At 61.3% G+C, this 19,310-nt stretch carries 20 protein-coding genes; 8 read left to right on the top strand and 12 right to left on the bottom strand.

Annotation, left to right across the window (positions count from 1 at the left end; translation table 11 throughout):
* The first annotated feature begins 89 nt into the window (after positions 1–89).
* Positions 90–725 carry a queuosine precursor transporter gene (locus AC4CWH_RS18325; protein WP_491319827.1) on the top strand — a complete coding sequence of 212 codons (636 nt, stop codon included), beginning with the start codon at positions 90–92 and terminating at the stop codon, positions 723–725.
* Between the two features lie 18 nt (positions 726–743).
* On the opposite strand, the gene AC4CWH_RS18320 is transcribed toward AC4CWH_RS18325, so the two are convergent.
* The 5 genes from AC4CWH_RS18320 to AC4CWH_RS18300 all read right to left on the bottom strand — a co-directional run bounded on the left by AC4CWH_RS18320 (position 744) and on the right by AC4CWH_RS18300 (position 5,974).
* Positions 744–1,307, bottom strand: a complete 564-nt coding sequence (locus AC4CWH_RS18320; RefSeq protein WP_491319826.1) for an ATP-binding protein — start codon at positions 1,305–1,307, stop codon at positions 744–746.
* Positions 1,308–1,329: 22 nt separating this feature from the next.
* Positions 1,330–2,352 carry an esterase-like activity of phytase family protein gene (locus AC4CWH_RS18315; RefSeq protein WP_491319825.1) on the bottom strand — a complete coding sequence of 341 codons (1,023 nt, stop codon included), beginning with the start codon at positions 2,350–2,352 and terminating at the stop codon, positions 1,330–1,332.
* A gap of 8 nt (positions 2,353–2,360) precedes the next feature.
* Positions 2,361–4,262 carry a cobaltochelatase subunit CobT gene (gene cobT / locus AC4CWH_RS18310; protein WP_491283477.1) on the bottom strand — a complete coding sequence of 634 codons (1,902 nt, stop codon included), beginning with the start codon at positions 4,260–4,262 and terminating at the stop codon, positions 2,361–2,363.
* Between the two features lie 31 nt (positions 4,263–4,293).
* Positions 4,294–5,286, bottom strand: coding sequence for a cobaltochelatase subunit CobS (gene cobS, locus AC4CWH_RS18305; RefSeq protein WP_491283476.1), 993 nt, complete (start codon positions 5,284–5,286; stop codon positions 4,294–4,296).
* A 64-nt stretch (positions 5,287–5,350) separates the two neighbouring features.
* The gene (locus AC4CWH_RS18300; protein WP_491319824.1) at positions 5,351–5,974 is read right to left on the bottom strand and encodes a J domain-containing protein; all 624 of its coding nucleotides are present in this window, start codon (positions 5,972–5,974) and stop codon (positions 5,351–5,353) included.
* 104 nt (positions 5,975–6,078) lie between these two features.
* Between AC4CWH_RS18300 and AC4CWH_RS18295 the strand changes: the two genes are divergently transcribed.
* Positions 6,079–6,360 (top strand): BolA family protein, encoded by a 282-nt coding sequence (locus tag AC4CWH_RS18295; protein WP_491319823.1) that lies wholly within the window; start codon positions 6,079–6,081, stop codon positions 6,358–6,360.
* Here AC4CWH_RS18295 and AC4CWH_RS18290 read toward each other — a convergent pair whose 3' ends face one another.
* The 3 genes from AC4CWH_RS18290 to AC4CWH_RS18280 are packed head-to-tail and all read right to left on the bottom strand — an operon-like array spanning position 6,361 to position 9,388.
* On the bottom strand, positions 6,361–7,662 hold the full coding sequence (locus AC4CWH_RS18290; RefSeq protein WP_491319822.1) for an HlyC/CorC family transporter: 1,302 nt from the start codon (positions 7,660–7,662) through the stop codon (positions 6,361–6,363).
* Positions 7,662–8,795 carry a 3-dehydroquinate synthase gene (gene aroB / locus AC4CWH_RS18285; protein WP_491319821.1) on the bottom strand — a complete coding sequence of 378 codons (1,134 nt, stop codon included), beginning with the start codon at positions 8,793–8,795 and terminating at the stop codon, positions 7,662–7,664. Before aroB ends, AC4CWH_RS18290 begins: the two co-directional genes overlap by 1 nt.
* The gene (locus AC4CWH_RS18280) at positions 8,792–9,388 is read right to left on the bottom strand and encodes a shikimate kinase (protein WP_491319820.1); all 597 of its coding nucleotides are present in this window, start codon (positions 9,386–9,388) and stop codon (positions 8,792–8,794) included. The genes aroB and AC4CWH_RS18280 overlap by 4 nt, the downstream gene beginning before the upstream one ends.
* Positions 9,389–9,553: 165 nt before the next feature.
* On the opposite strand from AC4CWH_RS18280, the gene AC4CWH_RS18275 reads away from it, so the two are divergent.
* The 5 genes from AC4CWH_RS18275 (at position 9,554) to AC4CWH_RS18255 (ending at position 13,462) form a co-directional block, all read left to right on the top strand.
* Positions 9,554–9,706 (top strand): hypothetical protein, encoded by a 153-nt coding sequence (locus tag AC4CWH_RS18275; RefSeq protein WP_491283470.1) that lies wholly within the window; start codon positions 9,554–9,556, stop codon positions 9,704–9,706.
* A 13-nt stretch (positions 9,707–9,719) separates the two neighbouring features.
* Entirely contained in the window at positions 9,720–10,670 is a 951-nt protein-coding gene (gene xerD, locus AC4CWH_RS18270; RefSeq protein ID WP_491319819.1) for a site-specific tyrosine recombinase XerD, read from the top strand.
* Positions 10,671–10,722: 52 nt separating this feature from the next.
* Entirely contained in the window at positions 10,723–11,676 is a 954-nt protein-coding gene (locus AC4CWH_RS18265) for an acetyl-CoA carboxylase carboxyltransferase subunit alpha (protein ID WP_491319818.1), read from the top strand.
* Between the two features lie 167 nt (positions 11,677–11,843).
* On the top strand, positions 11,844–13,184 hold the full coding sequence (locus tag AC4CWH_RS18260) for a L,D-transpeptidase family protein (protein WP_491319817.1): 1,341 nt from the start codon (positions 11,844–11,846) through the stop codon (positions 13,182–13,184).
* Positions 13,185–13,192: 8 nt separating this feature from the next.
* Positions 13,193–13,462 (top strand): sulfurtransferase TusA family protein, encoded by a 270-nt coding sequence (locus tag AC4CWH_RS18255; protein ID WP_491319816.1) that lies wholly within the window; start codon positions 13,193–13,195, stop codon positions 13,460–13,462.
* Between the two features lie 18 nt (positions 13,463–13,480).
* On the opposite strand, the gene AC4CWH_RS18250 is transcribed toward AC4CWH_RS18255, so the two are convergent.
* On the bottom strand, positions 13,481–14,698 hold the full coding sequence (locus AC4CWH_RS18250; protein ID WP_491319815.1) for a CobW family GTP-binding protein: 1,218 nt from the start codon (positions 14,696–14,698) through the stop codon (positions 13,481–13,483).
* Between the two features lie 59 nt (positions 14,699–14,757).
* Positions 14,758–15,837: a D-alanyl-D-alanine carboxypeptidase family protein gene (locus AC4CWH_RS18245; protein ID WP_491319814.1), complete on the bottom strand. Its 1,080-nt coding sequence runs from the start codon at positions 15,835–15,837 to the stop codon at positions 14,758–14,760.
* A 227-nt stretch (positions 15,838–16,064) separates the two neighbouring features.
* Here AC4CWH_RS18245 and AC4CWH_RS18240 point away from each other — a divergent pair, with 227 nt between their 5' ends.
* Positions 16,065–17,228 carry a M20 aminoacylase family protein gene (locus AC4CWH_RS18240; RefSeq protein WP_491319813.1) on the top strand — a complete coding sequence of 388 codons (1,164 nt, stop codon included), beginning with the start codon at positions 16,065–16,067 and terminating at the stop codon, positions 17,226–17,228.
* A 492-nt stretch (positions 17,229–17,720) separates the two neighbouring features.
* Here the strand turns inward: AC4CWH_RS18240 and AC4CWH_RS18235 are convergent, their stop codons facing one another.
* Complete coding sequence (locus tag AC4CWH_RS18235; RefSeq protein WP_491319812.1) at positions 17,721–18,368, bottom strand: exopolysaccharide biosynthesis protein; 648 nt, start codon at positions 18,366–18,368, stop codon at positions 17,721–17,723.
* A 332-nt stretch (positions 18,369–18,700) separates the two neighbouring features.
* Positions 18,701–19,048 (bottom strand): hypothetical protein, encoded by a 348-nt coding sequence (locus AC4CWH_RS18230; protein ID WP_491283463.1) that lies wholly within the window; start codon positions 19,046–19,048, stop codon positions 18,701–18,703.
* Between the last annotated feature and the right edge of the window lie 262 nt (positions 19,049–19,310).

Below are 19,310 nucleotides of genomic sequence, written 5' to 3'. Positions count from 1 at the left end.
TTTCAGTGAAGGCTTGACGGTTTTGCCGTTCAAGCCTTTTCTGTTGGCTTCCGTTTCCTCTTGCTGGTGGCATCACCCAGGGTAAAAAAATGCTCATTTTGCGCACGACCATCCTCTACGTGGCTCTCATGACGCTGGTCGTCGTGGCGTCCAATTTTCTCGTCCAGTTTCCCGTTCTGGGCTCGATTGCCGGCATCCAGCTGAGCGATCTGCTGACATGGGGCGCCTTCATCTATCCGGCAGCCTTTCTGGTGACCGATCTGACAAACCGCCAGTTCGGGCCAAAAATCGCCCGGCGCGTTGTGTTTGTCGGCTTCCTCGTCGGCGTGACCATTTCCCTTTACACCTCGATGCCACGCATTGCGATGGCGTCGGGCACCGCCTATCTCGTCGGCCAGCTTGTGGATATCTCCGTGTTCAACACGCTTCGCCGGCAGAGCTGGTGGCGCGCGCCGCTCGCTGGCTCGCTGTTCGGTTCGGCACTCGATACGGTGATCTTCTTCTCACTGTCCTTTGCACCGGCCTTTGCTTTCCTCGGCGCCAACGATGATTTCGCCATCGGCGCCGCCCCGATCCTCGGTGTCTTTGCCACCGAAGCGCCGCGCTGGATCTCCTGGGCCATCGGCGATTTCACCGTGAAGATCATCGTCGGCCTCGTCATGCTGCTCCCCTACGGCGCGCTGATGAGCGTGGTAAAGCCGATGCCGCCGGCCAAGGCTGCCTGACGAGCCTGAAGAGCTTGGTCAGCCGTTCAGGCGGCTACCCTTGACGACCGGATTGTCCAGAACCTCTTCCACCAGATCCTCGACGGGACGGGCAGAATCAAGCCGCAGCACGGGTGCGGACTGGGTCACAAGCCACGCCTCATGCGCGGAAAGGCTACGCTGCTCCGGCCCCGCCGTGTCATAACTTGCGGCCCAGTCGAGAAATTTGGCGCTGGTCTCTGCCATATCGCCGCCCGGCAGGATGCGCGCGCCATAGCGCTCCGTCTCCCGCCTCCTGATGCGCTCCATGCGCAAGGCGGGATCGATTGTCAGAAAAACGATCAGGTCGTAGAGCGGTTCGAGCGGCGTTCCCCATTTGAGTGCAGAACCGGTAAGCACCCACCCTTGCGGGGGCCGCGACATTTCCGCCTGCACAAGGTCCAGCCTTTCGGACACGGTCCGCAGCGTAGTATAGGGCGGATCGGTCGGCATCCAGAAAAAGTCGTCGGTATCGAGGTGGGGAATGGCAAGCCGGGCGCCGAGGTGGTGCCCAAGCGTGGTGGTGCCGGAACCGGATGCACCCATGACATGGATCCGCAGCATCGTGGTCCTCCATCCGGACGTGTTATTCGATCAGCCTGAACTCCAGCATCAGGTTGCGCTGGAGGAACGAGTCGTTGTCATCCGATACGAGGATGACATGGGCATGACCATCGGGCCCCACCGTCACATCAATCCCCTCCATATTGTCGATCTCGAACCCCATATCGGCCTCGATGAGGACCGGCCCGTCGACCACGGCGCCAGGCTTCAGCGTGTCTCCGGCGATACGGCGAATGCGCATGCCGACGCCGCCGAGCACACTGAAACGGCGCTCCAGCAGCAAGAGGTCGCCATTGGGCAGAAAGGCGCCATCCGTCACATTGAACGGGTCGTTGCGCACCACCTTGAACTGGCCCTTCAAGGGGCCCTCCAGAATGGCGGCAAAGAGATTGCCCTGTGTATCCACGCTCTGTTCTGCAATGGTGAGCACCGCGCCCTCCAGGGCACTGCCGAGCGGTGCGACGACCACCGTCTCAAGGCTGCCATTGCTGCGCAATTCCCGCTTTGGAATGAGGATATCGAGGCTGCGCTCTGGCTTTGCATGCTCAAAACCCGGATCGGGATAGACGTCCACCCGGTGGCTGCGCTCGAAGCTGACGATCGCCTGCCCCGGCCGTAGCGCCAGACCCTCCGCATCGATATCGCCCTTGAGGCGCGGTTCCTGTCCGCGTGCGTCCCGCATCGGCGTGACGACTGTATCGTCGAGACCCGCCAGACGCCCCTCAGCATCGCGCACCAGGCGTCCGGTCAGCCAGTGACCGGTATCCAGCACCGAGACGAAATGCACGCCATCGGCCCGTAGGCGAAAACTGGAGAGCGAGCCGAACAAAGGTTCGCGCGAGGTGAATTGAAGACCGCCCAGAAATTCCAACGCACCAAAGCGCGTCTCCCCGGAGCCCGGCTTGAAGGCCGTGATGGGTTTTGCCACCACCGGTGCCGGTAGGCTCTGGGACGTGACGGACGGAGCAGCACTGGGGGCCGGCGCAAAATACGCACAGACCGTTGCACACAGGCAGAAGGCACGAAGCGTGCGGCGTAAGATCATCCGGACGGCTAGCTGGCGCGGCGCGTACGGCCACCGGGGCCGCCGGCTGCCTTCTCGTCAAACAGCGAGGCCAGCTGTTCCGTCATGGCACCTGCCAGCTCGTCTGCATCCACGATGGTCACGGCGCGGCGATAATAACGCGTCACATCATGGCCGATGCCGATGGCCAGAAGCTCGATCGGCGAGCGGTTCTCGATCTGGTCGATCACGGCGCGCAGGTGGCGCTCAAGATAATTGCCGGGGTTTACCGAAAGTGTCGAATCATCGACCGGGGCACCGTCGGAGATCATCATCATGATCTTGCGCTGCTCGGGGCGGGCGATCAGGCGGTTATGCGCCCACATCAGCGCTTCGCCGTCGATGTTTTCCTTGAGCAGGCCTTCCCGCATCATCAGGCCGAGATTGCGGCGCGAACGGCGCCAGGGCGCATCGGCAGACTTGTAGACGATATGGCGCAGGTCATTGAGGCGGCCGGGCGTCGGCGGCTTGCCACCCGCCAGCCACTGCTCGCGGCTCTGGCCACCCTTCCACGCCTTGGTGGTGAAGCCGAGGATTTCCACCTTCACGCCGCAGCGTTCCAGCGTGCGGGCCAAAATATCGGCGCAGGTGGCGGCAACCGTGATCGGCCGGCCGCGCATCGAGCCAGAATTGTCGATGACCAGCGACACGACGGTATCGCGGAACTGCGTATCGCGCTCGCGCTTGAACGACAAAGGCTGCATGGGATCGATGACGAGGCGCACGAGGCGGGCCGGATCGAGATACCCTTCCTCGAGATCGAAATCCCAGGACCGGTTCTGCTGCGCCATCAGCCGGCGCTGGAGACGGTTTGCGAGGCGCCCGACGGCACCCTGCAGATGCGCCAGCTGCTTGTCGAGAAAGGCGCGCAGACGGTCGAGTTCGGCCTCGTCGCACAGCTCTTCGGCCAGAATCTCCTCATCGAATTCCTGCGTGAAGATATGGTAATCCACCTTCTCGTTGAAATCATCGAAGGGCATGTTGGGGCGGCGGGTTTCGCCTGGTGTTTCGGACTGGTCGTCGTCATCGTCAGACATTTCGTCATCAGACATCTCGGCGCCGTCCATCTCGCCATCATCAAGCTGCTCTTCGGCGGCCTGGCTTTCTTCGGCGGGTGCGGCATCAGAGCCCGCTTCCTCGTCGACCTCTTCGTTTTCGGTCTCGTTGCTGCGCGGCTGCTCTTCCTCGTTCTCGTTTTCCATCTCCTCCGTCTGGCTTTCGTCGTCGCCATAATCCTCCGCCATCTGCATGGAGGAGAGCATGTGCCGCACGAGCTTGCCGAAGGCTTGCTGGTCTTCGATCACGGTCTTCAGGTTGTCGAGGTCGCCGGCCGTCTTCTCCTCGAAGAAGGGCCGCCAGAGATCGAGCACCTTGCCGGCGCTGGCCGGTGGTTTTTCGCCGGTCAGCTTTTCGCGCACCAGCATGGCCATGGCCTCGCCGATCGGCGCATCTTCCTGCCGCTCGACGCCGGAAAAATTCGCCTTGGCATATTTTTCCGTGTTCATGGTCGAAATATTGGTGGCAACGCCGGCCATGCGAATGGAGCCGAGCGATTCCACCCGCGCCTGCTCCACCGCATCGAAGACGGCGCGGGCATCGGTGCCCTGCGGCGCCATCGTCGCGTGGATGTTGCTGTCATGGCAGGCAAGCCGAAGCGCCATGGAATCACCGAGCCCGCGGGTCACCGCAAGCTCGTAAGCCGTTGGGCGCTTGGAGATTTCCGGCAGGCGAATGCGTTCGCCCGCCATGCCCGGCCGCTCGTTGGCGAAGGAGACCTCCACCTCGGCGCTGCCGGCAATCGAGCGCACGCATCCGGTAATGGCCCGGCGCAACGGCTCGGTGTCCACCGGTGTGCCAGCCTTTGCTGTGGAATTGTCGCCGCGCCCTGCCATATCGCTTATCCTGTCCGTCTGCCGTCCTGCCTCAGGCGCCGAGAACCATGTTCACGGCGCTTTCCTTCAGCTCGACGCCGAAGGCGCGCTGGTAATGTTCGGCCACCAGCGTGCGTTCCAACTCGTCGCACTTGTTGAGGAAGGTGATGCGGAAGGCAAAGGCGACATCGCCGAAGATTTCCGCATTTTCCGCCCAGGTGATGACCGTACGCGGGCTCATGACAGTCGACAGGTCGCCGTTGACGAAGGCCGAGCGCGTCATGTCGGCGACGCGCACCATCTTCGACACGGTCTCGCGGCCTTCGGCCGTCTTGCCGAAGCTCTTGACCTTGGCGGCGACGATATCGACTTCCTTCTGGTGCGGCAGGTAGTTCAGCGTCGTGACGATGGACCAGCGGTCCATCTGCGCCTGGTTGATCTGCTGCGTGCCGTGGTAGAGGCCGGTCGTATCACCGAGACCGACCGTGTTTGCCGTTGCAAACAGACGGAAGGCCGGGTGAGGACGAATGACGCGGCTCTGGTCGAGAAGCGTCAGGCGACCAGAGGATTCTAGAACGCGCTGGATGACGAACATCACGTCCGGGCGGCCGGCATCGTATTCGTCAAAAACGAGCGCGACATTGTGCTGGTAGGCCCAGGGCAGGATGCCGTCCTTGAATTCGGTGACCTGCTTGCCTTCTTTGAGGACGATGGCGTCCTTGCCGACGAGATCGATACGGCTGACATGGCTGTCGAGGTTGATGCGCACGCAGGGCCAGTTGAGGCGGGCGGCGACCTGCTCGATATGCGTCGATTTGCCCGTGCCGTGAAAACCGGACACCATGACGCGGCGGTTGTGGGCAAAGCCCGCCAGGATCGCAAGCGTCGTGTCCCGGTCGAACAAATAGTCCGGGTCAAGCTCGGGAACGTAGGGGTCGCTATTGGTATAGGCCGGCACGCGCAGGTCCGAATCGATGCCGAAGGCATCCCGAACGGAAACGGTCGTGTCGGGCAGGTTGGAAATATCAAGATCGATTTTGCTCATCACCACTCCATGCCGCACCTCTCCCGGTCCGGCCGCAATTCTTGCTGCCATGAAAGGCAACGACTTAGCAGAAACCTGCCTGCTTTAACAATTGGTAGGCCTGTATCACGGCGCGAAAACGTTCTTCCGAACCACGATCGCCGCCATTGGCATCCGGGTGATGTTTCTTCACCAGTTCCTTGTAGCGGCTCTTGATTTCAGCCGCCGTGGCCCCTGCGGTCAAGCCCATTGTTTCGAAAGCCTTGCCTTCCAGCGTCTTTAGTTTGCGCACCACCGGCTGGGCCTGCGCATTGGCGCGCCCCTCCTTCACGAAACCGAAGGGATCCTTCACCCGGTTGAAGCTGGCAGCCGAGCCCGAGCGCATGGTCTGCTGCAGGGGCGCGTCCTTGGCCGACTTGTTGACGCCGACCGTCCAGGTGGGGCGATGACCGGTGATCGCCTCCTTCTGGTAACGGGCGATCTCGCTGTCGGAGAGGCCGGAGAAATAATTGTAGCCCTTGTTGTATTCCTTCACATGCTCAAAACAGAACAGGAAGAACTGGCCTTCGGCATTGCGGCCCACGGGGGCGCGATGGGCCCCCGGTTTTTCACAACCGTCCCACTGGCACGTCGGGGCCTCAGGAACTGTGTCCTGCTCCCTTTTCCGGCGCGTCCGGATACGGTCAAAGTATTTGGAATCCAATTTCATGTAAGCCCATTATGGGGTGCCGGAAGAGGCAGGACAAGAATTGACAAAGCGGTTTGTTACTGGTTTCTGGGACGCCCTCCGCGACAGCCCCAGGAACCCTGAAAATGTCCGTTCGTTCCCGTATTGAAGCCACACTGTCCCATCATCTCGCGCCTGAAAGGCTGGAGGTGATCGATGAAAGCCACCATCATGCCGGCCATCAGCCGGATATTACCGGCACCGGAGAAAGTCATATGCGGGTTCGTGTCGTCTCTGAAAGCTTTTCGGGCCTCACACGGCTGCAGCGTCACCGGATGGTGAACGATCTTCTGAAACCGGAACTGGATGCGGGCCTGCATGCGCTGGCCGTCGAGGCGGCGGCCCCCGGCGAACCCACCCGCTGGTAATCAGCCCTTGAGCGGCAGATCTTCGGCCGGGCGGATGCGCAGCTTGGTGATGCGGTTCTTCTCCCGCTTCATCACGATGAAGCGCTTGCCATAAAAGGTAAACGCCTGGCGCTCCTGCGGGATGAGCTTTGACTCGTGAATAACGAGGCCGGCAATCGTGGTTGCCTCCTCGTCCGGCAACGTCCAGTCGAGCGCACGGTTCAAGTCACGGATCGGCACCGAACCATCAACCACGATCGAGCCATCCGCCTCCTGGCGCACGCCCTGGATTTCCAGATCGTGTTCGTCAGCGATATCTCCGACGATTTCCTCGAGAATGTCCTCGAGCGTCACGATGCCCTGCACCTCGCCATATTCATCCACCACCACGGCAAAATGCATCTTGCGGCGCAGGAAGGCGTTGAGCTGGTCCTTGAGGCTCGTCGTATCCGGCACAAACCACGGTTTTTGCGCGATTTTGACGATATCGAGATCGCGCGGTTCCATGTCCGGTTCGGCCAGCGCCCGCAACAGATCCTTGGCATGCACGATGCCGATGATGTTTTCCGTCGTGTTGCGCCAGAGCGGCATGCGGGTGAACGGGCTTTCCAGCACCGCGCGCACCACAGCTTCCGGCGAATCGTCGGCATTGATCGCCCGCATCACAGTGCGGTGCTTCATCACGTCGGAGACTTCCAGCTCCTCAAGATCCAGAAGCCCACCCAGCCGGTCACGGTCTGCCTTGATGAAGGAACCTTCGCGGTGGAGGAGATCGAGCGCCCCACGCAACTCCTCATGCGCCGACAGCATCGACGTTCCCTCGGACAGGTTGATGCCGAAGATCGACAGGATGAAGCGCACCACGGCATTAACGCCGCTCGACAAGGGACCTGCAATTCCCACGAACACCCGCACGACAGGTGCGACAAACATGGCAAAGCGGTCAGGTGCTGAAATCGCCCAGCTTTTCGGCAGAACTTCGGAAAAAACCACCAGCAGCACGGTCATCACCACCGTGGCCATGGCAACACCCGTCTGGCCGAACAGGCCGAGGAAGAGACTGGTGGTCAGGGACGACGCAAGGATGTTGACGAGGTTGTTGCCGATGAGCAGCGCACCGATCAGCCGGTCGCGCCGCTCGATCAGCCGCCCGACAAGGCCCGCCCGCTCATCGCCCTGCGCATGCAGCGTGTGCATGCGCGCCCGCGAGGCCGCCGTCAGTGCCGTTTCCGAGCCGGAAAAGAAGGCCGACAGCGCGATCAGCAGAAGCACCGACAGCAGCGTCAGCCAGTAATCGGATAGAAAAACCAGAATCTCCTGCATCACCCCTGCCGCGTTTCTTCAAGGAAGGACAGAACCTCCGAGGCCGGCACATCATCTGCCACAAAGGACTGGCCGATGCCGCGGGTCAGGATGAAGGTGAGCTTTCCGCTTTTGACCTTCTTGTCCTGGGCGATGGCGTTCATCAGAACCTCGCTCGGCGGCAGTTCGCCGGGAATATCCGAGACTTCCGTCGGAAGGCCAACCAGTTTCAGATGGCGCTCGACGCGCTTGGCGTCGTCCGGGCTTGCAAGGTTCATGCGGGCAGAAAAACGGTATGCCATCAGCATGCCGATCGACACCCCTTCGCCATGGACAAGACGGCTGCTGTCATAGCGGGTGGCAGCTTCCAGCGCATGGCCAAACGTGTGGCCGAGATTGAGCAGCGCGCGGCGACCCGTCTCGCGCTCATCCTCCACCACCACATCGGCCTTCGCCTGACAGCTGAGCGCAATCGCCTCGGCACGCGCAGGTCCGCCGGCAAACACGTCCGTCCAGTTGTTTTCCAGCCACTCGAAAAATTCCGGCTTGTCGATCAGGCCATATTTCGCGACTTCCGCGTAACCGGCGCGAAATTCCCGTTTGCTCAAGGTGTCGAGGGCGGACGTGTCGGACAGGACAAGATCCGGCTGGTGGAAGACGCCGAGCAGGTTCTTGCCGTGGCGGCTGTTGATGCCGGTCTTGCCGCCGACGGACGAATCCACCTGCGACAAAAGCGAGGTCGGGATCTGCACGAAACGCACGCCGCGGCGCACGATGCCGGCGGCAAAGCCCGCGAGATCGCCGATAACACCGCCGCCGAGTGCAATGATGCAATCGTTGCGTTCGATGCGGGCGGCGAGCGCCATGTCGCAGACGGCGGCCAGCGGCTCCAGGCTCTTGGTCTTTTCGCCGGCCGGCAGCGTCAGCGACACGGCCTCGATGCCATCCGTCTGCAGGCTGTCCATCAGCTGTTCGAGGTAAAGCGGGGCGACATGTTCGTCGGTGACGATGGCCGCACGGCGACCTTTGAGGCGGGCGGTGATTTCTCCACCGGCATGGGAGATGAGGTCCGGCCCGATCAGGATATCATAGGCGCGGTCGCCCAGCGGCACATGCACCAGACGTTCGTCGCTGCGGGAGTGTTGCATGTTCATTCCTTGTCGCTCTCCTTCGCCAGCGCGGCGATGGCGGCCAGCACCTCGTTTGCCATGGCCTCCTTGCGCACGTCACGCGATTCGACGGTCATGTCGGCTTGCGCATAGATCGGGTAACGCTGGTGCATGAGGTTTGCGAGCGTCTGCTTCGGGTTTTCGGTTTTCAGGAGCGGCCGGTTGTCGCGTTTGTTGACGCGTTCCCAGAGGATGTCCAGCTCGGCGCGCAACCACAAAGACAGGCCGCCCTCATGGATCGCTGCGCGCGTGCGATCGTTGATGAAGGCCCCGCCACCGGTGGAGACGACGCGCGGCCCGCCCTTCAGCAGGCGTTCGACCACCCGCGTTTCCAGTGCCCGGAACTCTTCCTCGCCGTAGGTTACAAACAGTTCGGGGATGGTCATGCGCGAGACACGCTCGATCTCGGCGTCGGTATCGATGAAGGGCATCGCCATCTGCTGGGCCACGATGCGGCCAACGGCGGATTTGCCAGCCCCCATCAGGCCGACGAAAATCAGGTTGCGGCCGCCGAGGGCAGCACGCGCCCGCTCGGCGAGCGTTGTCGCCACTGTCTGGTGTGTCACAAGATCGGGCATCGCGGTCTCAACACTGTCCTCTCGCGCTCCTGTATGCGAACCCTATCGACAAATGGCGCCGCAGCGTCAAGCGGAAGACACCGGAAACATGGTCACCTGCCCTGGGTTCTTGCGCTTGTCCTGCGCTTTCCCCATAAGATGGGCCGAATTGATGCGGAGCAACCGATGCCAACTCTCTTTCGTTTTCTGTTCATCATCGCCGTGATTTGCGGACTGATCTACGGAAGCATGGTGGCACTGGTCTATCTGGTGGAACCCCGCGAGCGGGACGTGACGGTGCGTGTTCCCTCCGAGCGCCTCAACCCGCCGCAACCTTGAAGGACAAGGCCTGATGGCCGATCTCTCCCGCGCCCATGCGGAAGCCTTTCTGGAGATGATGAGCGCCGAGCGGGGTGCGGCTGAAAACACGCTTGCCTCCTACCAGCGTGATCTCGACGATCTCTACAGCTTTCTGGCGGCCCGCAAGACGAGCCTGCTTGCCGCAACGACCACCGATCTCACCGATTATCTGGCACATCTGACGGCGCAGGGTTTTGCCGCCTCCTCGCAAGCGCGCCGGCTGTCGGCCATGCGGCAGTTCTACAAGTTTCTTTATGCCGAGGACCTGCGCGGCGACGATCCAACATCCATTCTAGACGCGCCGAAAAAAGCCCGGCCGCTGCCGAAGACGCTGAGTGAAGCGGATGTGAGCAAGCTTCTGGCGCAGGCCACAGAAGAAGCGGCAAGCCCGGAGCCGGGGGCTGTCGGGCGTGTGCGCATGCTGGCCCTTCTCGAACTGCTCTATGCCACCGGCATGCGGGTGAGCGAGCTTGTATCACTGCCCGCCAAGGTGCTGGATCATGAAGGCCGCTTCCTGATGATCCGTGGCAAAGGCAACAAGGAGCGGCTGGTGCCTTTGTCGCGCTCGGCCATTTCGGCGCTTGCGCTCTATCGGCAGACCCGCGCCGGCGCTGGCGAAGACGAAAAACACGCCGACAGTGCCTGGCTTTTTCCCTCCAGCGGAAAACAGGGTTTTTTGCCGCGCCAGGTGTTTGCGCGCGAGCTGAAGGGGCTTGCCTCGCGCGCCGGTATTCGGGTCGCTGCCATCTCGCCGCATGTTCTGCGCCATGCCTTTGCCAGCCACCTCTTACAGAACGGTGCGGATCTGCGCGTCGTGCAGGAACTGCTGGGCCATTCGGACATTTCCACAACACAAATCTATACACATGTGCTGGAGGAAAGGCTGAGAGACGTGGTGGAAATGCATCACCCTCTTGCAAAAAGCAGCAAAAACCCTGATTAGAGCGCGTGCGGGAGGGCGGCCATACCGCCAACACGATCGGAAAACGGAGCTCATGCAGACCTATCTCGACTTCGAAAAGCCAATCTCCGACCTCGAGGGCAAGATCCACGAGTTGAAGAAACTCGCGACGGAAGATGAGAGCATCGATACCTCCGACGAAATCCAGCGTCTGGAAGTGCGCGTGCGCGAGGCGATGCTGGACATCTATTCAAAGCTCAACGCCTGGCAGAAGACGCAGGTGGCGCGCCATCCGCAGCGCCCGCACTTCATCGATTACCAGAAGCGCCTGTTTACCGATTTCACGCCGCTGGCCGGCGACCGCTCGTTCGGCGAAGATGCTGCCATCCAGGCCGGCCTTGCGCGTTTCCGCGGCCAGCCGGTGGCCGTCGTCGGCCAGGAAAAGGGCAACGACACCAAGTCGCGCATCAAGCACAATTTCGGCAGCCCGCGCCCGGAAGGTTATCGCAAGGCCATCCGCGTGATGGAAATGGCCGACCGTTTTGGCCTGCCGGTCATTTCGCTCGTTGATACCGCCGGCGCCTATCCCGGCGTTGGTGCCGAAGAGCGTGGCCAGGCGGAAGCCATTGCCCGCTCCACCGAGACCTGCCTTGGCCTGCGTGTGCCGATGGTGTCCATCGTCATCGGCGAAGGCGGTTCCGGCGGCGCGATTGCCATTGCGACCGGCAACAAGGTGTTCATGCTGGAACACGCCATCTATTCGGTCATCTCGCCGGAAGGTGCCGCGTCCATCCTGTGGCGCGATTCGACGCGTGCCCGGGAAGCTGCGACCAATATGAAGATTACCGCGGAAGACCTGAAGGGTCTTGGCGTCATCGACGGCATCATTGCCGAACCGCTCGGCGGCGCGCATCGCGAGCCGGAAACAGTGATCGACGCCACTGGTGCGCTGCTCGAAAGCACGCTGCAGGAGCTTGGGCAACTGTCTCCGGACGACGTGCGCAAGGCCCGCCGGCAGAAATTTCTGGAAATCGGCCGCAATCTCTGATCAACTGTCGCTTCGGGTGGGGTCGCGATCAGGCCTCCCCTCACGATTTCGTGCAGGCCGTCCGACCTCGGCGCTTAAGATTCTGTAAAGCCTACCGCTTTATTACGGTGATAGACTGATGCCAGCTGGATCAACATAGGTGTTGATCTTTAAACGTGATTGTCCCGATGCGCTTGAAAAACATCGCCTACATTCTGCTGATGGCAACCGCTCTTGCCGGGTGCAACGATGCCCTCGATACGGCTACGATCGACCTGTCCAAGGTGAAGAACAAGGTCGAACAGCCTCTGCCGGACCGTATTCTGACGGAAATGCAGAAGAAGGACATGCCGCGCAATTCGCCGATCATGATTCGCGTCTTCAAGGAAGAAGGCGTGATGGAGATCTGGAAGGCGAAGGCGGACAACCGCTTCGACAAGATTGCCGAATACCAGATCTGCGCCTGGTCGGGCAAACTCGGCCCCAAGGTGAAGGAAGGCGACCGCCAGGCACCGGAAGGTTTTTATAACCTGACGCCGGCGCATCTGAACCCGAATTCCAAATATTACCTCGCCATCAACACCGGCTTCCCGAACCGTTATGACGCCGCCAACGGCCGCTCCGGTTCTAACCTGATGATCCACGGTGCCTGCTCGTCATCCGGCTGCTATTCGATGACGGACGAGCAGATCCTGGAGATCTACGCCTTTGCGCGTGACGCCTTCAAGGGCGGCCAGTCCACCGTTCAGCTGCAGGCGCTGCCGTTCCGCATGACGGCGGAAAACATGGCGCGCCACCGCAACAGCGAAAACATTGCCTTCTGGACCATGCTGAAGGCCGGCTACGACAATTTCGAAGTGACCAAGCGCCCGCCCGAGGTGAATGTCTGCGAGAAAAAATACGTCTTCAACCAGCAGCTCTCCGGCACGCCGTCTCCCGCTTCTGCCTGCCCGCCGATGACGACACCACCGGCCCTTGCGGCCTCCCTTGCCACCTATGACAAGGACTACAAGCTCGCTTATACCAAGGCCGTCGACAAGCTGGATGGCAAGGTGTGGTACGAGCCGACCGAGGCTGAGCGCAAGGCGATCGTTGCCGACAAGCGCAAGGGCCGCGATATCGCCTATGCGCCGACGGGTTCGTCGCTGCAGGCCGGCAAGCTGCTGAAGCAGGAAGAATTCGAAGCGCTGATGGCGCAGCGCCTCAACAAGGCGGCAAAGCCGGCGGGCACCAGGCTTGCCTCGGCAAGCGCCAATCCGGCGGCATCCGGTGCTGCGGCAAAGCAGGATCGCCTGTCTGCCGGCGGCACGCAGACGGCAGCCGTTCAGCCGGGCGGCCGCAGCAGCATGTCCGTGACAACAGCGATGAACGCCGGAAGCGCTGGCGCGCCGCATACGACATTCATAGCCCCGACAACGACCGGCGCCATTCCGGTGCCTGCCCCGAACCCGCTGGCCTACGCCTCCGTGCAGACGGTTCAGGATCCGGCAACGGACGAGAAGAAAAAGCCATTCTGGAAATTGTGGTAGGGCGCCCGATGCCCGAACTGGTCTACGATCTCATCTACGATCTAAAGGGGCTTAAATGCCCCTTGCCTGTTTTAAAGACCCGGCGAAAGCTGAACCGGCTTCCCGTTGGATCCGTGCTCACCGTGGACACCACCGATCCGCTTGCCGGCATCGACATTCCCCACTTCTGCCGCGAGGATGGCCACACGCTTCTGTCTCAGGAAAAGACGGCGGACGGCCACCGTTTTCGCATCCGCAAGGATATGGCCACGGCCATCAGCGAGCCCGCGGCCCTCTGACGGCGCGCGCTAAAAACCTCAGAAGCGAAAACCCGGCACCGCCAGCGGATTGTCTTCGAGCGCTGCCCGGTCCGGCCGATCAATGCGCGGCTCGCCGGTGAAAGCGGCAAACAGGTCCGTGACGAACTCCTCATCCAGCCCTTGCGTGATGAGGACCATCCGCGTGCGCCGCTCGCTGCCTTCGGGCCAGGCCTTTAGCCGCTCCGGCGGATGAAAAATGCTCTGCACGCCATGCAGCACCAGCGGCCGGTCGGGATTGTCCGAAAGCTGAACGATCGCCTTCATGCGCAGCAGTTTTTCGCCATGCGCCGAGCGCAAAAGGTCGATGAACATGTCGAGCGCCATCGGATCGATTGGGCGATCATGCAGGAGCGAGAAGGAGCGGATATCGGCGCCGTGGCGGTTCACATCATGATGGGCGTGATGGTGGTGATGCTCCTCATGATCATGGTCGCCATGGTGGTGATCGTGATCATCGTGATCATCGTGATCATCGTGATGATCGTGATGATCGTGATCATGGTGGTGGTGATCGTCGTGATGATGGTGCGCATCCAGCGCCTGCTCCTCGCTCAGCCAGCGCCCGACATCGGCGATCTTGGTGTCGGGATCGTAGAGGCCGTTGACCAGAAGTGCCGCCCCGCCGGCTTCCGTGCTGTCGCCATCCACCCGCCTTGCACGCGGATTGAGCGTGTGGAGGCGCTCCATCAGGGCCGAGACCGCCTCTTTTCCGGCAAGCGTCTGTTTCGACAGGACGAGCCGATCGGCCACCGCCACCTGCTTCAGGGCTTCCGGGTGGCGCGCAAGCGTCGAGAGGCCATGCACGGCATCCACCACCGTTATGACGCCGTCCAGCGTATAACTCTGCGCAATCACCGGATTGCCCATCACGGCCTGCATGACAGGGGCCGGATCGGCAAGGCCGGTCGTCTCGATCACCACCCGACGGATCGGCTTCAGCCGGCCGGTCTGGATCTGGTCGACGAGAGAGGCGAGCGTTTCCACCAGTTCACCGCGCACCGTGCAGCAAAGGCAGCCATTGGACAGTTCCAAGAGCGTATCGCCGGAGGTTTCGACGAGGAAATTGTCGATGCCGACCTCGCCGAATTCGTTGATGATGACGGCCGTATCATGAGCTGCGGGATCCTTGAGGATACGGTTGAGCAGTGTCGATTTGCCCGCACCCAGAAATCCGGTCAGAATGGAAACCGGTATGCGTTCGCCTGGAGAAGGCATTTCTTCGTCCTCGTGATGTTAAATGCCCGCTTGCAACAAGCAGGCTGAAGGCCCCAAGATCAGAATGTCGGGCGCGGGATTGGCAGCGGCACGTTGAGGATCTGTCCAGCACCGGACTGACCGTTGCCAGCCTTTGCCGCAGTCTCGACGGGTGCTGCCGGATTGGTGATATCGGCCAGACTGAACGCCGGCGGACGCGTCATTTCCCGGATATAGGGCGAATGAAGCACCATGCGGCCGGCATCATCGCGGCCTTCGCTGCGCACTTTTGCAGCCTTCGGGTTGCAGATCTCGGCGCTGATATCCACCACCGCATCCTGGTCCGGCCCATAGGGCGCAAGGTTTGCAAGCGAAGTCCCGGGCTTATCGGCGCCGCTAAAGCCGGCCTGCAAGAGATCGGCGGATTCGTCGGAGCGTCCGGCAAGGCTGTCGGAGCCGAGCACCACCGAAATCAGAGTCCGCCCACCACGCGTGGCAGAAGACACCTGGTTAAAGCCTGAGGCGCAGATGAAACCGGTCTTCATGCCGTCTGCCCCTTCGAAACGGCCAATCAGCATATTGTAATTGGGATAATCCTTCGCCCCCGTGGTGATGCCCTCCAGCGCAAAATAGCTGGCATATTCGGGAAACTGCCGGCGAAGCTGCACGGCAAGCACCGCCAGATCGCGCGCGGTGGTATATTGCCCCTTGCCGGGCAGTCCATGCGGATTGATGAAATGTGAAGACGACATGCCAAGGCGTGCCGCTTCCGCATTCATCATCGCGACGAACTGGTCCGTGGAGCCTCCCACCGTTTCGGCAACGCCGACGGCGACGTCATTGGCGGATTTGACCATCAGGATCTTCAGCGCACTGTCGAGCGACATGGTCGCCCCCGGCTTCAGATACATCTTGCTCGCCGGCTGATCGACGGCCTTGCGGCTCATCACCACCGGGCTCTCCAGGGTCAGCCGACCCTCCTTCAGCGCCTTGAAGGTCACATAGACCGTCATCAGCTTGGTCAGCGAGGCCGGATACCATTTTCGAAACGCTTCCTGATGGGCAAACACCTGGCCGCTGCGCACATCCACCACCAGTTTCGGATTGGCCGACGCCGGCGCCGAAAGGGCGCCGGTTGCAAGTGTTGCAGCCACAAGCATGGCGAGCGGCCTTGAGACGGCAGGGGATCGGTTCAGGCTGAAAAGCAAGGCGCGGCCTCGTGATGATCGCGGGAAGCTGCGGCGGTTATATCGCCTCTGCGGCAAAGCAATGGCAAAGATCATTGATTCCGTCAATTCCGCAGCGCAATATCACCGCCGGCGGGCGCTTCGCCCCAGCCATGCCGCCAGCCTATGCCTGATGACACCAGACGCGACAGGAATTCGAAATGCCGATCTTGAACAGAGCCGCCGAAATGCAAGAGGAAGTCAGTGCCTGGCGGCGTCATATCCACGAAAACCCGGGCCTTCTCTACGATGTTGAGGAAACCGCCGCCTTCGTGGAGCAAAGGCTGAAGGAGTTCGGCGTTGACGAGATCGTGACCGGCCTCGGGCGCACCGGCGTTGTCGGCATCATTCGCGGTCGCGGCGAAAGCTCCCGCGTGATCGGCCTTCGCGCCGACATGGATGCGCTGCCGCTGTCGGAAATCACCGGCAAGCCCTGGGCCTCCAAACATGAAGGCAAGATGCACGCCTGCGGCCATGACGGGCACACCGCCATGCTGCTCGGGGCTGCCAAATATCTCTCCGAGACGCGCAACTTCAACGGTGCGGTGGCCGTGATCTTCCAGCCGGCCGAGGAAGGCGGGCGCGGCGCGCTCGCCATGGTCGAGGATGGCATGATGGAGCGCTTCGGCATCACCGAAGTTTATGGCATGCACAATATGCCGGGCATGGCGCTTGGCACCTTTGCCATCCGCAAGGGCGGCATCATGGCCGCGCCCGACAAGTTTTCGATCACCATCAAGGGCCGTGGCGGCCATGCGGCCGAACCGCATCGCACAGCCGATCCCATCGTCATCGGCGCGCAGATCGTCGGCGGGTTGCAGATGATTGCGGCGCGCAACGCCAATCCGCTGCGCTCGGTCGTCGTCTCCATAACGCAGTTTCATGCCGGCACCACGCACAACATCATTCCGGAAGAAGCGGTTCTGACCGGCACCGTGCGCAGCCTGGACGAGGCCGTGCGTGACCTTGCCGAACACCGCATCCGCCAGATTGCCGAGGGCATTGCGCTTGCCAATGATGCGGTTGCCGAAGTGGAGTACGAGCGCGCCTGCCCGGTCACCGTCAACCACCCCGAGGAAACCCTGCATGCGGCGCGCGCCGCCATCGACATCGTCGGTGCGCCGAACGTCAATACCGAGGTTGATCCCAGCATGGCGGGTGAGGATTTTGCCTTCATGCTGCAGGCCCGCCCCGGTGCCTATATCATGATCGGCAACGGTCCGACGGCTGCCCTGCACAACCCGGCTTATGACTTCAACGACGAGGCGCTCGGTTATGGCATTTCCTACTGGGTGAAGCTTGCCGAACAGCGCCTGACAGATTGAGGCATCCCGCAAAGAGGGCGGGTGATCGGCAAGATTGCCCCGCCTTCGCACTTGCCGACCGGCAAAGGCTGGGTTATGAAACCGCCAACCTAGTTGTCCACGTAGCTCAGCAGGATAGAGCACAGGATTCCTGAAGATAATTGGGAGTTGCGGTCGGAAACGCCGCAATTGATCTGCTCAAAGTCGGGGAACGCTACGCTGGGCTTCCAGCTTGCCAATCCCGAGCCAAGCTCCGGATGAAAATCCGGTGAAGGTGTAGAGACTGGATGGGCAGCACCTAAAGGCCGCAAGGTCCATGGTGAAGGGACAGTCCAGACCACGAACGTCTACCTTTAGAAGGTGGATCGGCGGCGAAAGTCGAAGTGGTATGAATCCTGGGGTCGGAGGTTCGAATCCTCTCGTGGACACCATTTTCTTCATTGCAGAATGATGCATGAGCAAGCCCTGCAGACAGGGCTTTGCTTTGCGATCGCAGACGTCCTCTCCTGCCGCCTATGGGGTCGGGGTCGGGCTGCTGCCCCAGCCGAGCCAGTCGCTGATCAGCCACCAGCCGCCCAGCAGGATGAAGGCGGTAAAGGCGATGGCGGCAAGGCCAAGGAGAAGGCCGCCGCCAATGGCAAGCCCGTCCCGCTGGGCAAGGCCAAGCGCGATGAAGAAGATGGCAAGGCCGGGCAACACGTTGCCGAACGGGATCGGCAGGGCAATCAGCACCGCCATGACGAAGATGAAGAGGCCAAGCGGCCTCAGCGCGCCCTCGCCGCTCAACATCTTTCCGCGCGGCTTCAGCCAGGTTTCCAGCACCGCTAATTTGGGCCCAAGGCGCACTGCCATTGCCTGCAACAGGCGATGCGGAACGTTGACACGTGCAAGCCTTGCGGGGAGGAAAAAGCGATCGGCGCCGATGACGAGTTGCGCCGCCAGAAGTGCCAGCGCCGTGCCGAAGACGAAACCTGCCGGAATGCCGGGTGTCGGGATGATGGCGGGGATGGAAAATACCAGCAGCACAAGCGCGGTCGCATGGTCGCCGAGCAGAGCCAGCAATTGGCCAAGCGTCGTGCGCTCTCCTTCAAGCTTCAGGGGAAGCGCCTCGATGATCTCCGCCAGGCTCGGCTTGCGACCGTCTCCATCCGGATCAATCATGCGCGCGGGTTCCGGTCCGAGACGTGCCGGAACAGCGAAGAGATAGTCTGGGCCTTGAAGTCGTCACGAAAAGTCCATCGGTTGGCAAGGAAGGCAGATGCCGCAGCAGCGCTTCTTGGTGATCGTCAGAGCCTGCCTCTGAGCCACCGCGCATCAGCCAAGACACCGAAAACGCCGAAAAAGCTTGCCTCCATATGGGACGTTCGTCTGCAAAACGAAGAGCGGCCGCTCCAAATTTCCGCCAGCCCACTCTACCGATTGTGGGGGATGGCGCCTGCCACACCGGTCAGGCTTGGCAAATGCGAAGAAAAAGACAGCGCTAACAGAAGCGGCTAAGTTCGATCGCCGCTGCGAATGGCATCCAGGAACACCACGCTCTGCTGGCTGAGACGTGCTTCGTCCATGAAAGCATCCAGGCATTCGAGCAGCCGGTTTCGCCTCACAGCCACCTCCGTTTCCGGCAGCGGCGACATGTTGAAGGCACCGACACCGGCCAGAAAGGACTGCATTGCCGCCGTCAGCGATGGCAGGAGGTCGATCAGATAGACGCTGGGCTGTCGCGCGTCGATCATCCCTGCGGCATAGTCGAACAGGGCCTTTGGCAGTGACAAGGCATCGCGCCAGTCACAGTTGGCGACGAGGTCTCTGACGATGATTTCATCCATATGGTGCATTGTCATGGCCATTCCCTGCCAAGAAGTGGTGGAGTTCAAGCAGCGTGTCTCTTTTCAAAATGAAGAACCGAGACGAGGTTCTGGTGTCACCGACCACGAAGAACCGTCAAAATATCTATCGGCTTCATCTCGTCATCAAATTTAGTTGAATGGCAAGAACATCTGGAAGGATCGTGGCAACACTACGGCGAAAAGCATGAGCGAGGCTTTCCACCAGCCTCACCTGGCGATTAAAGCGGGATCAGCCCTTAAAATCAGGCGCGACTAA

The organism is Neorhizobium sp. PAMB6716, from assembly GCF_058242805.1.
The sequence above is the reverse complement of the archived record's forward strand: the minus strand, read 5'-3'. Positions and strand labels throughout refer to the sequence as shown.

What these genes read in the sequence shown, in the direction of transcription:
- AC4CWH_RS18235 (WP_491319812.1), bottom strand. Translation starts at nt 18,368, where the DNA reads ATGATTGATCCGGATGGAGACGGTCGCAAGCCGAGCCTGGCGGAGATC.
- AC4CWH_RS18275 (WP_491283470.1), top strand. Translation starts at nt 9,554, where the DNA reads ATGCCAACTCTCTTTCGTTTTCTGTTCATCATCGCCGTGATTTGCGGA.
- AC4CWH_RS18325 (WP_491319827.1), top strand. Translation starts at nt 90, where the DNA reads ATGCTCATTTTGCGCACGACCATCCTCTACGTGGCTCTCATGACGCTG.
- xerD (WP_491319819.1), top strand. Translation starts at nt 9,720, where the DNA reads ATGGCCGATCTCTCCCGCGCCCATGCGGAAGCCTTTCTGGAGATGATG.
- AC4CWH_RS18255 (WP_491319816.1), top strand. Translation starts at nt 13,193, where the DNA reads ATGCCCGAACTGGTCTACGATCTCATCTACGATCTAAAGGGGCTTAAA.
- AC4CWH_RS18250 (WP_491319815.1), bottom strand. Translation starts at nt 14,698, where the DNA reads ATGCCTTCTCCAGGCGAACGCATACCGGTTTCCATTCTGACCGGATTT.
- AC4CWH_RS18320 (WP_491319826.1), bottom strand. Translation starts at nt 1,307, where the DNA reads ATGCTGCGGATCCATGTCATGGGTGCATCCGGTTCCGGCACCACCACG.
- AC4CWH_RS18230 (WP_491283463.1), bottom strand. Translation starts at nt 19,048, where the DNA reads ATGACAATGCACCATATGGATGAAATCATCGTCAGAGACCTCGTCGCC.
- AC4CWH_RS18265 (WP_491319818.1), top strand. Translation starts at nt 10,723, where the DNA reads ATGCAGACCTATCTCGACTTCGAAAAGCCAATCTCCGACCTCGAGGGC.
- AC4CWH_RS18280 (WP_491319820.1), bottom strand. Translation starts at nt 9,388, where the DNA reads ATGCCCGATCTTGTGACACACCAGACAGTGGCGACAACGCTCGCCGAG.
- AC4CWH_RS18295 (WP_491319823.1), top strand. Translation starts at nt 6,079, where the DNA reads ATGTCCGTTCGTTCCCGTATTGAAGCCACACTGTCCCATCATCTCGCG.
- AC4CWH_RS18260 (WP_491319817.1), top strand. Translation starts at nt 11,844, where the DNA reads ATGCGCTTGAAAAACATCGCCTACATTCTGCTGATGGCAACCGCTCTT.
- cobS (WP_491283476.1), bottom strand. Translation starts at nt 5,286, where the DNA reads ATGAGCAAAATCGATCTTGATATTTCCAACCTGCCCGACACGACCGTT.
- AC4CWH_RS18240 (WP_491319813.1), top strand. Translation starts at nt 16,065, where the DNA reads ATGCCGATCTTGAACAGAGCCGCCGAAATGCAAGAGGAAGTCAGTGCC.
- aroB (WP_491319821.1), bottom strand. Translation starts at nt 8,795, where the DNA reads ATGAACATGCAACACTCCCGCAGCGACGAACGTCTGGTGCATGTGCCG.
- AC4CWH_RS18300 (WP_491319824.1), bottom strand. Translation starts at nt 5,974, where the DNA reads ATGAAATTGGATTCCAAATACTTTGACCGTATCCGGACGCGCCGGAAA.
- cobT (WP_491283477.1), bottom strand. Translation starts at nt 4,262, where the DNA reads ATGGCAGGGCGCGGCGACAATTCCACAGCAAAGGCTGGCACACCGGTG.
- AC4CWH_RS18290 (WP_491319822.1), bottom strand. Translation starts at nt 7,662, where the DNA reads ATGCAGGAGATTCTGGTTTTTCTATCCGATTACTGGCTGACGCTGCTG.
- AC4CWH_RS18245 (WP_491319814.1), bottom strand. Translation starts at nt 15,837, where the DNA reads ATGCTTGTGGCTGCAACACTTGCAACCGGCGCCCTTTCGGCGCCGGCG.
- AC4CWH_RS18315 (WP_491319825.1), bottom strand. Translation starts at nt 2,352, where the DNA reads ATGATCTTACGCCGCACGCTTCGTGCCTTCTGCCTGTGTGCAACGGTC.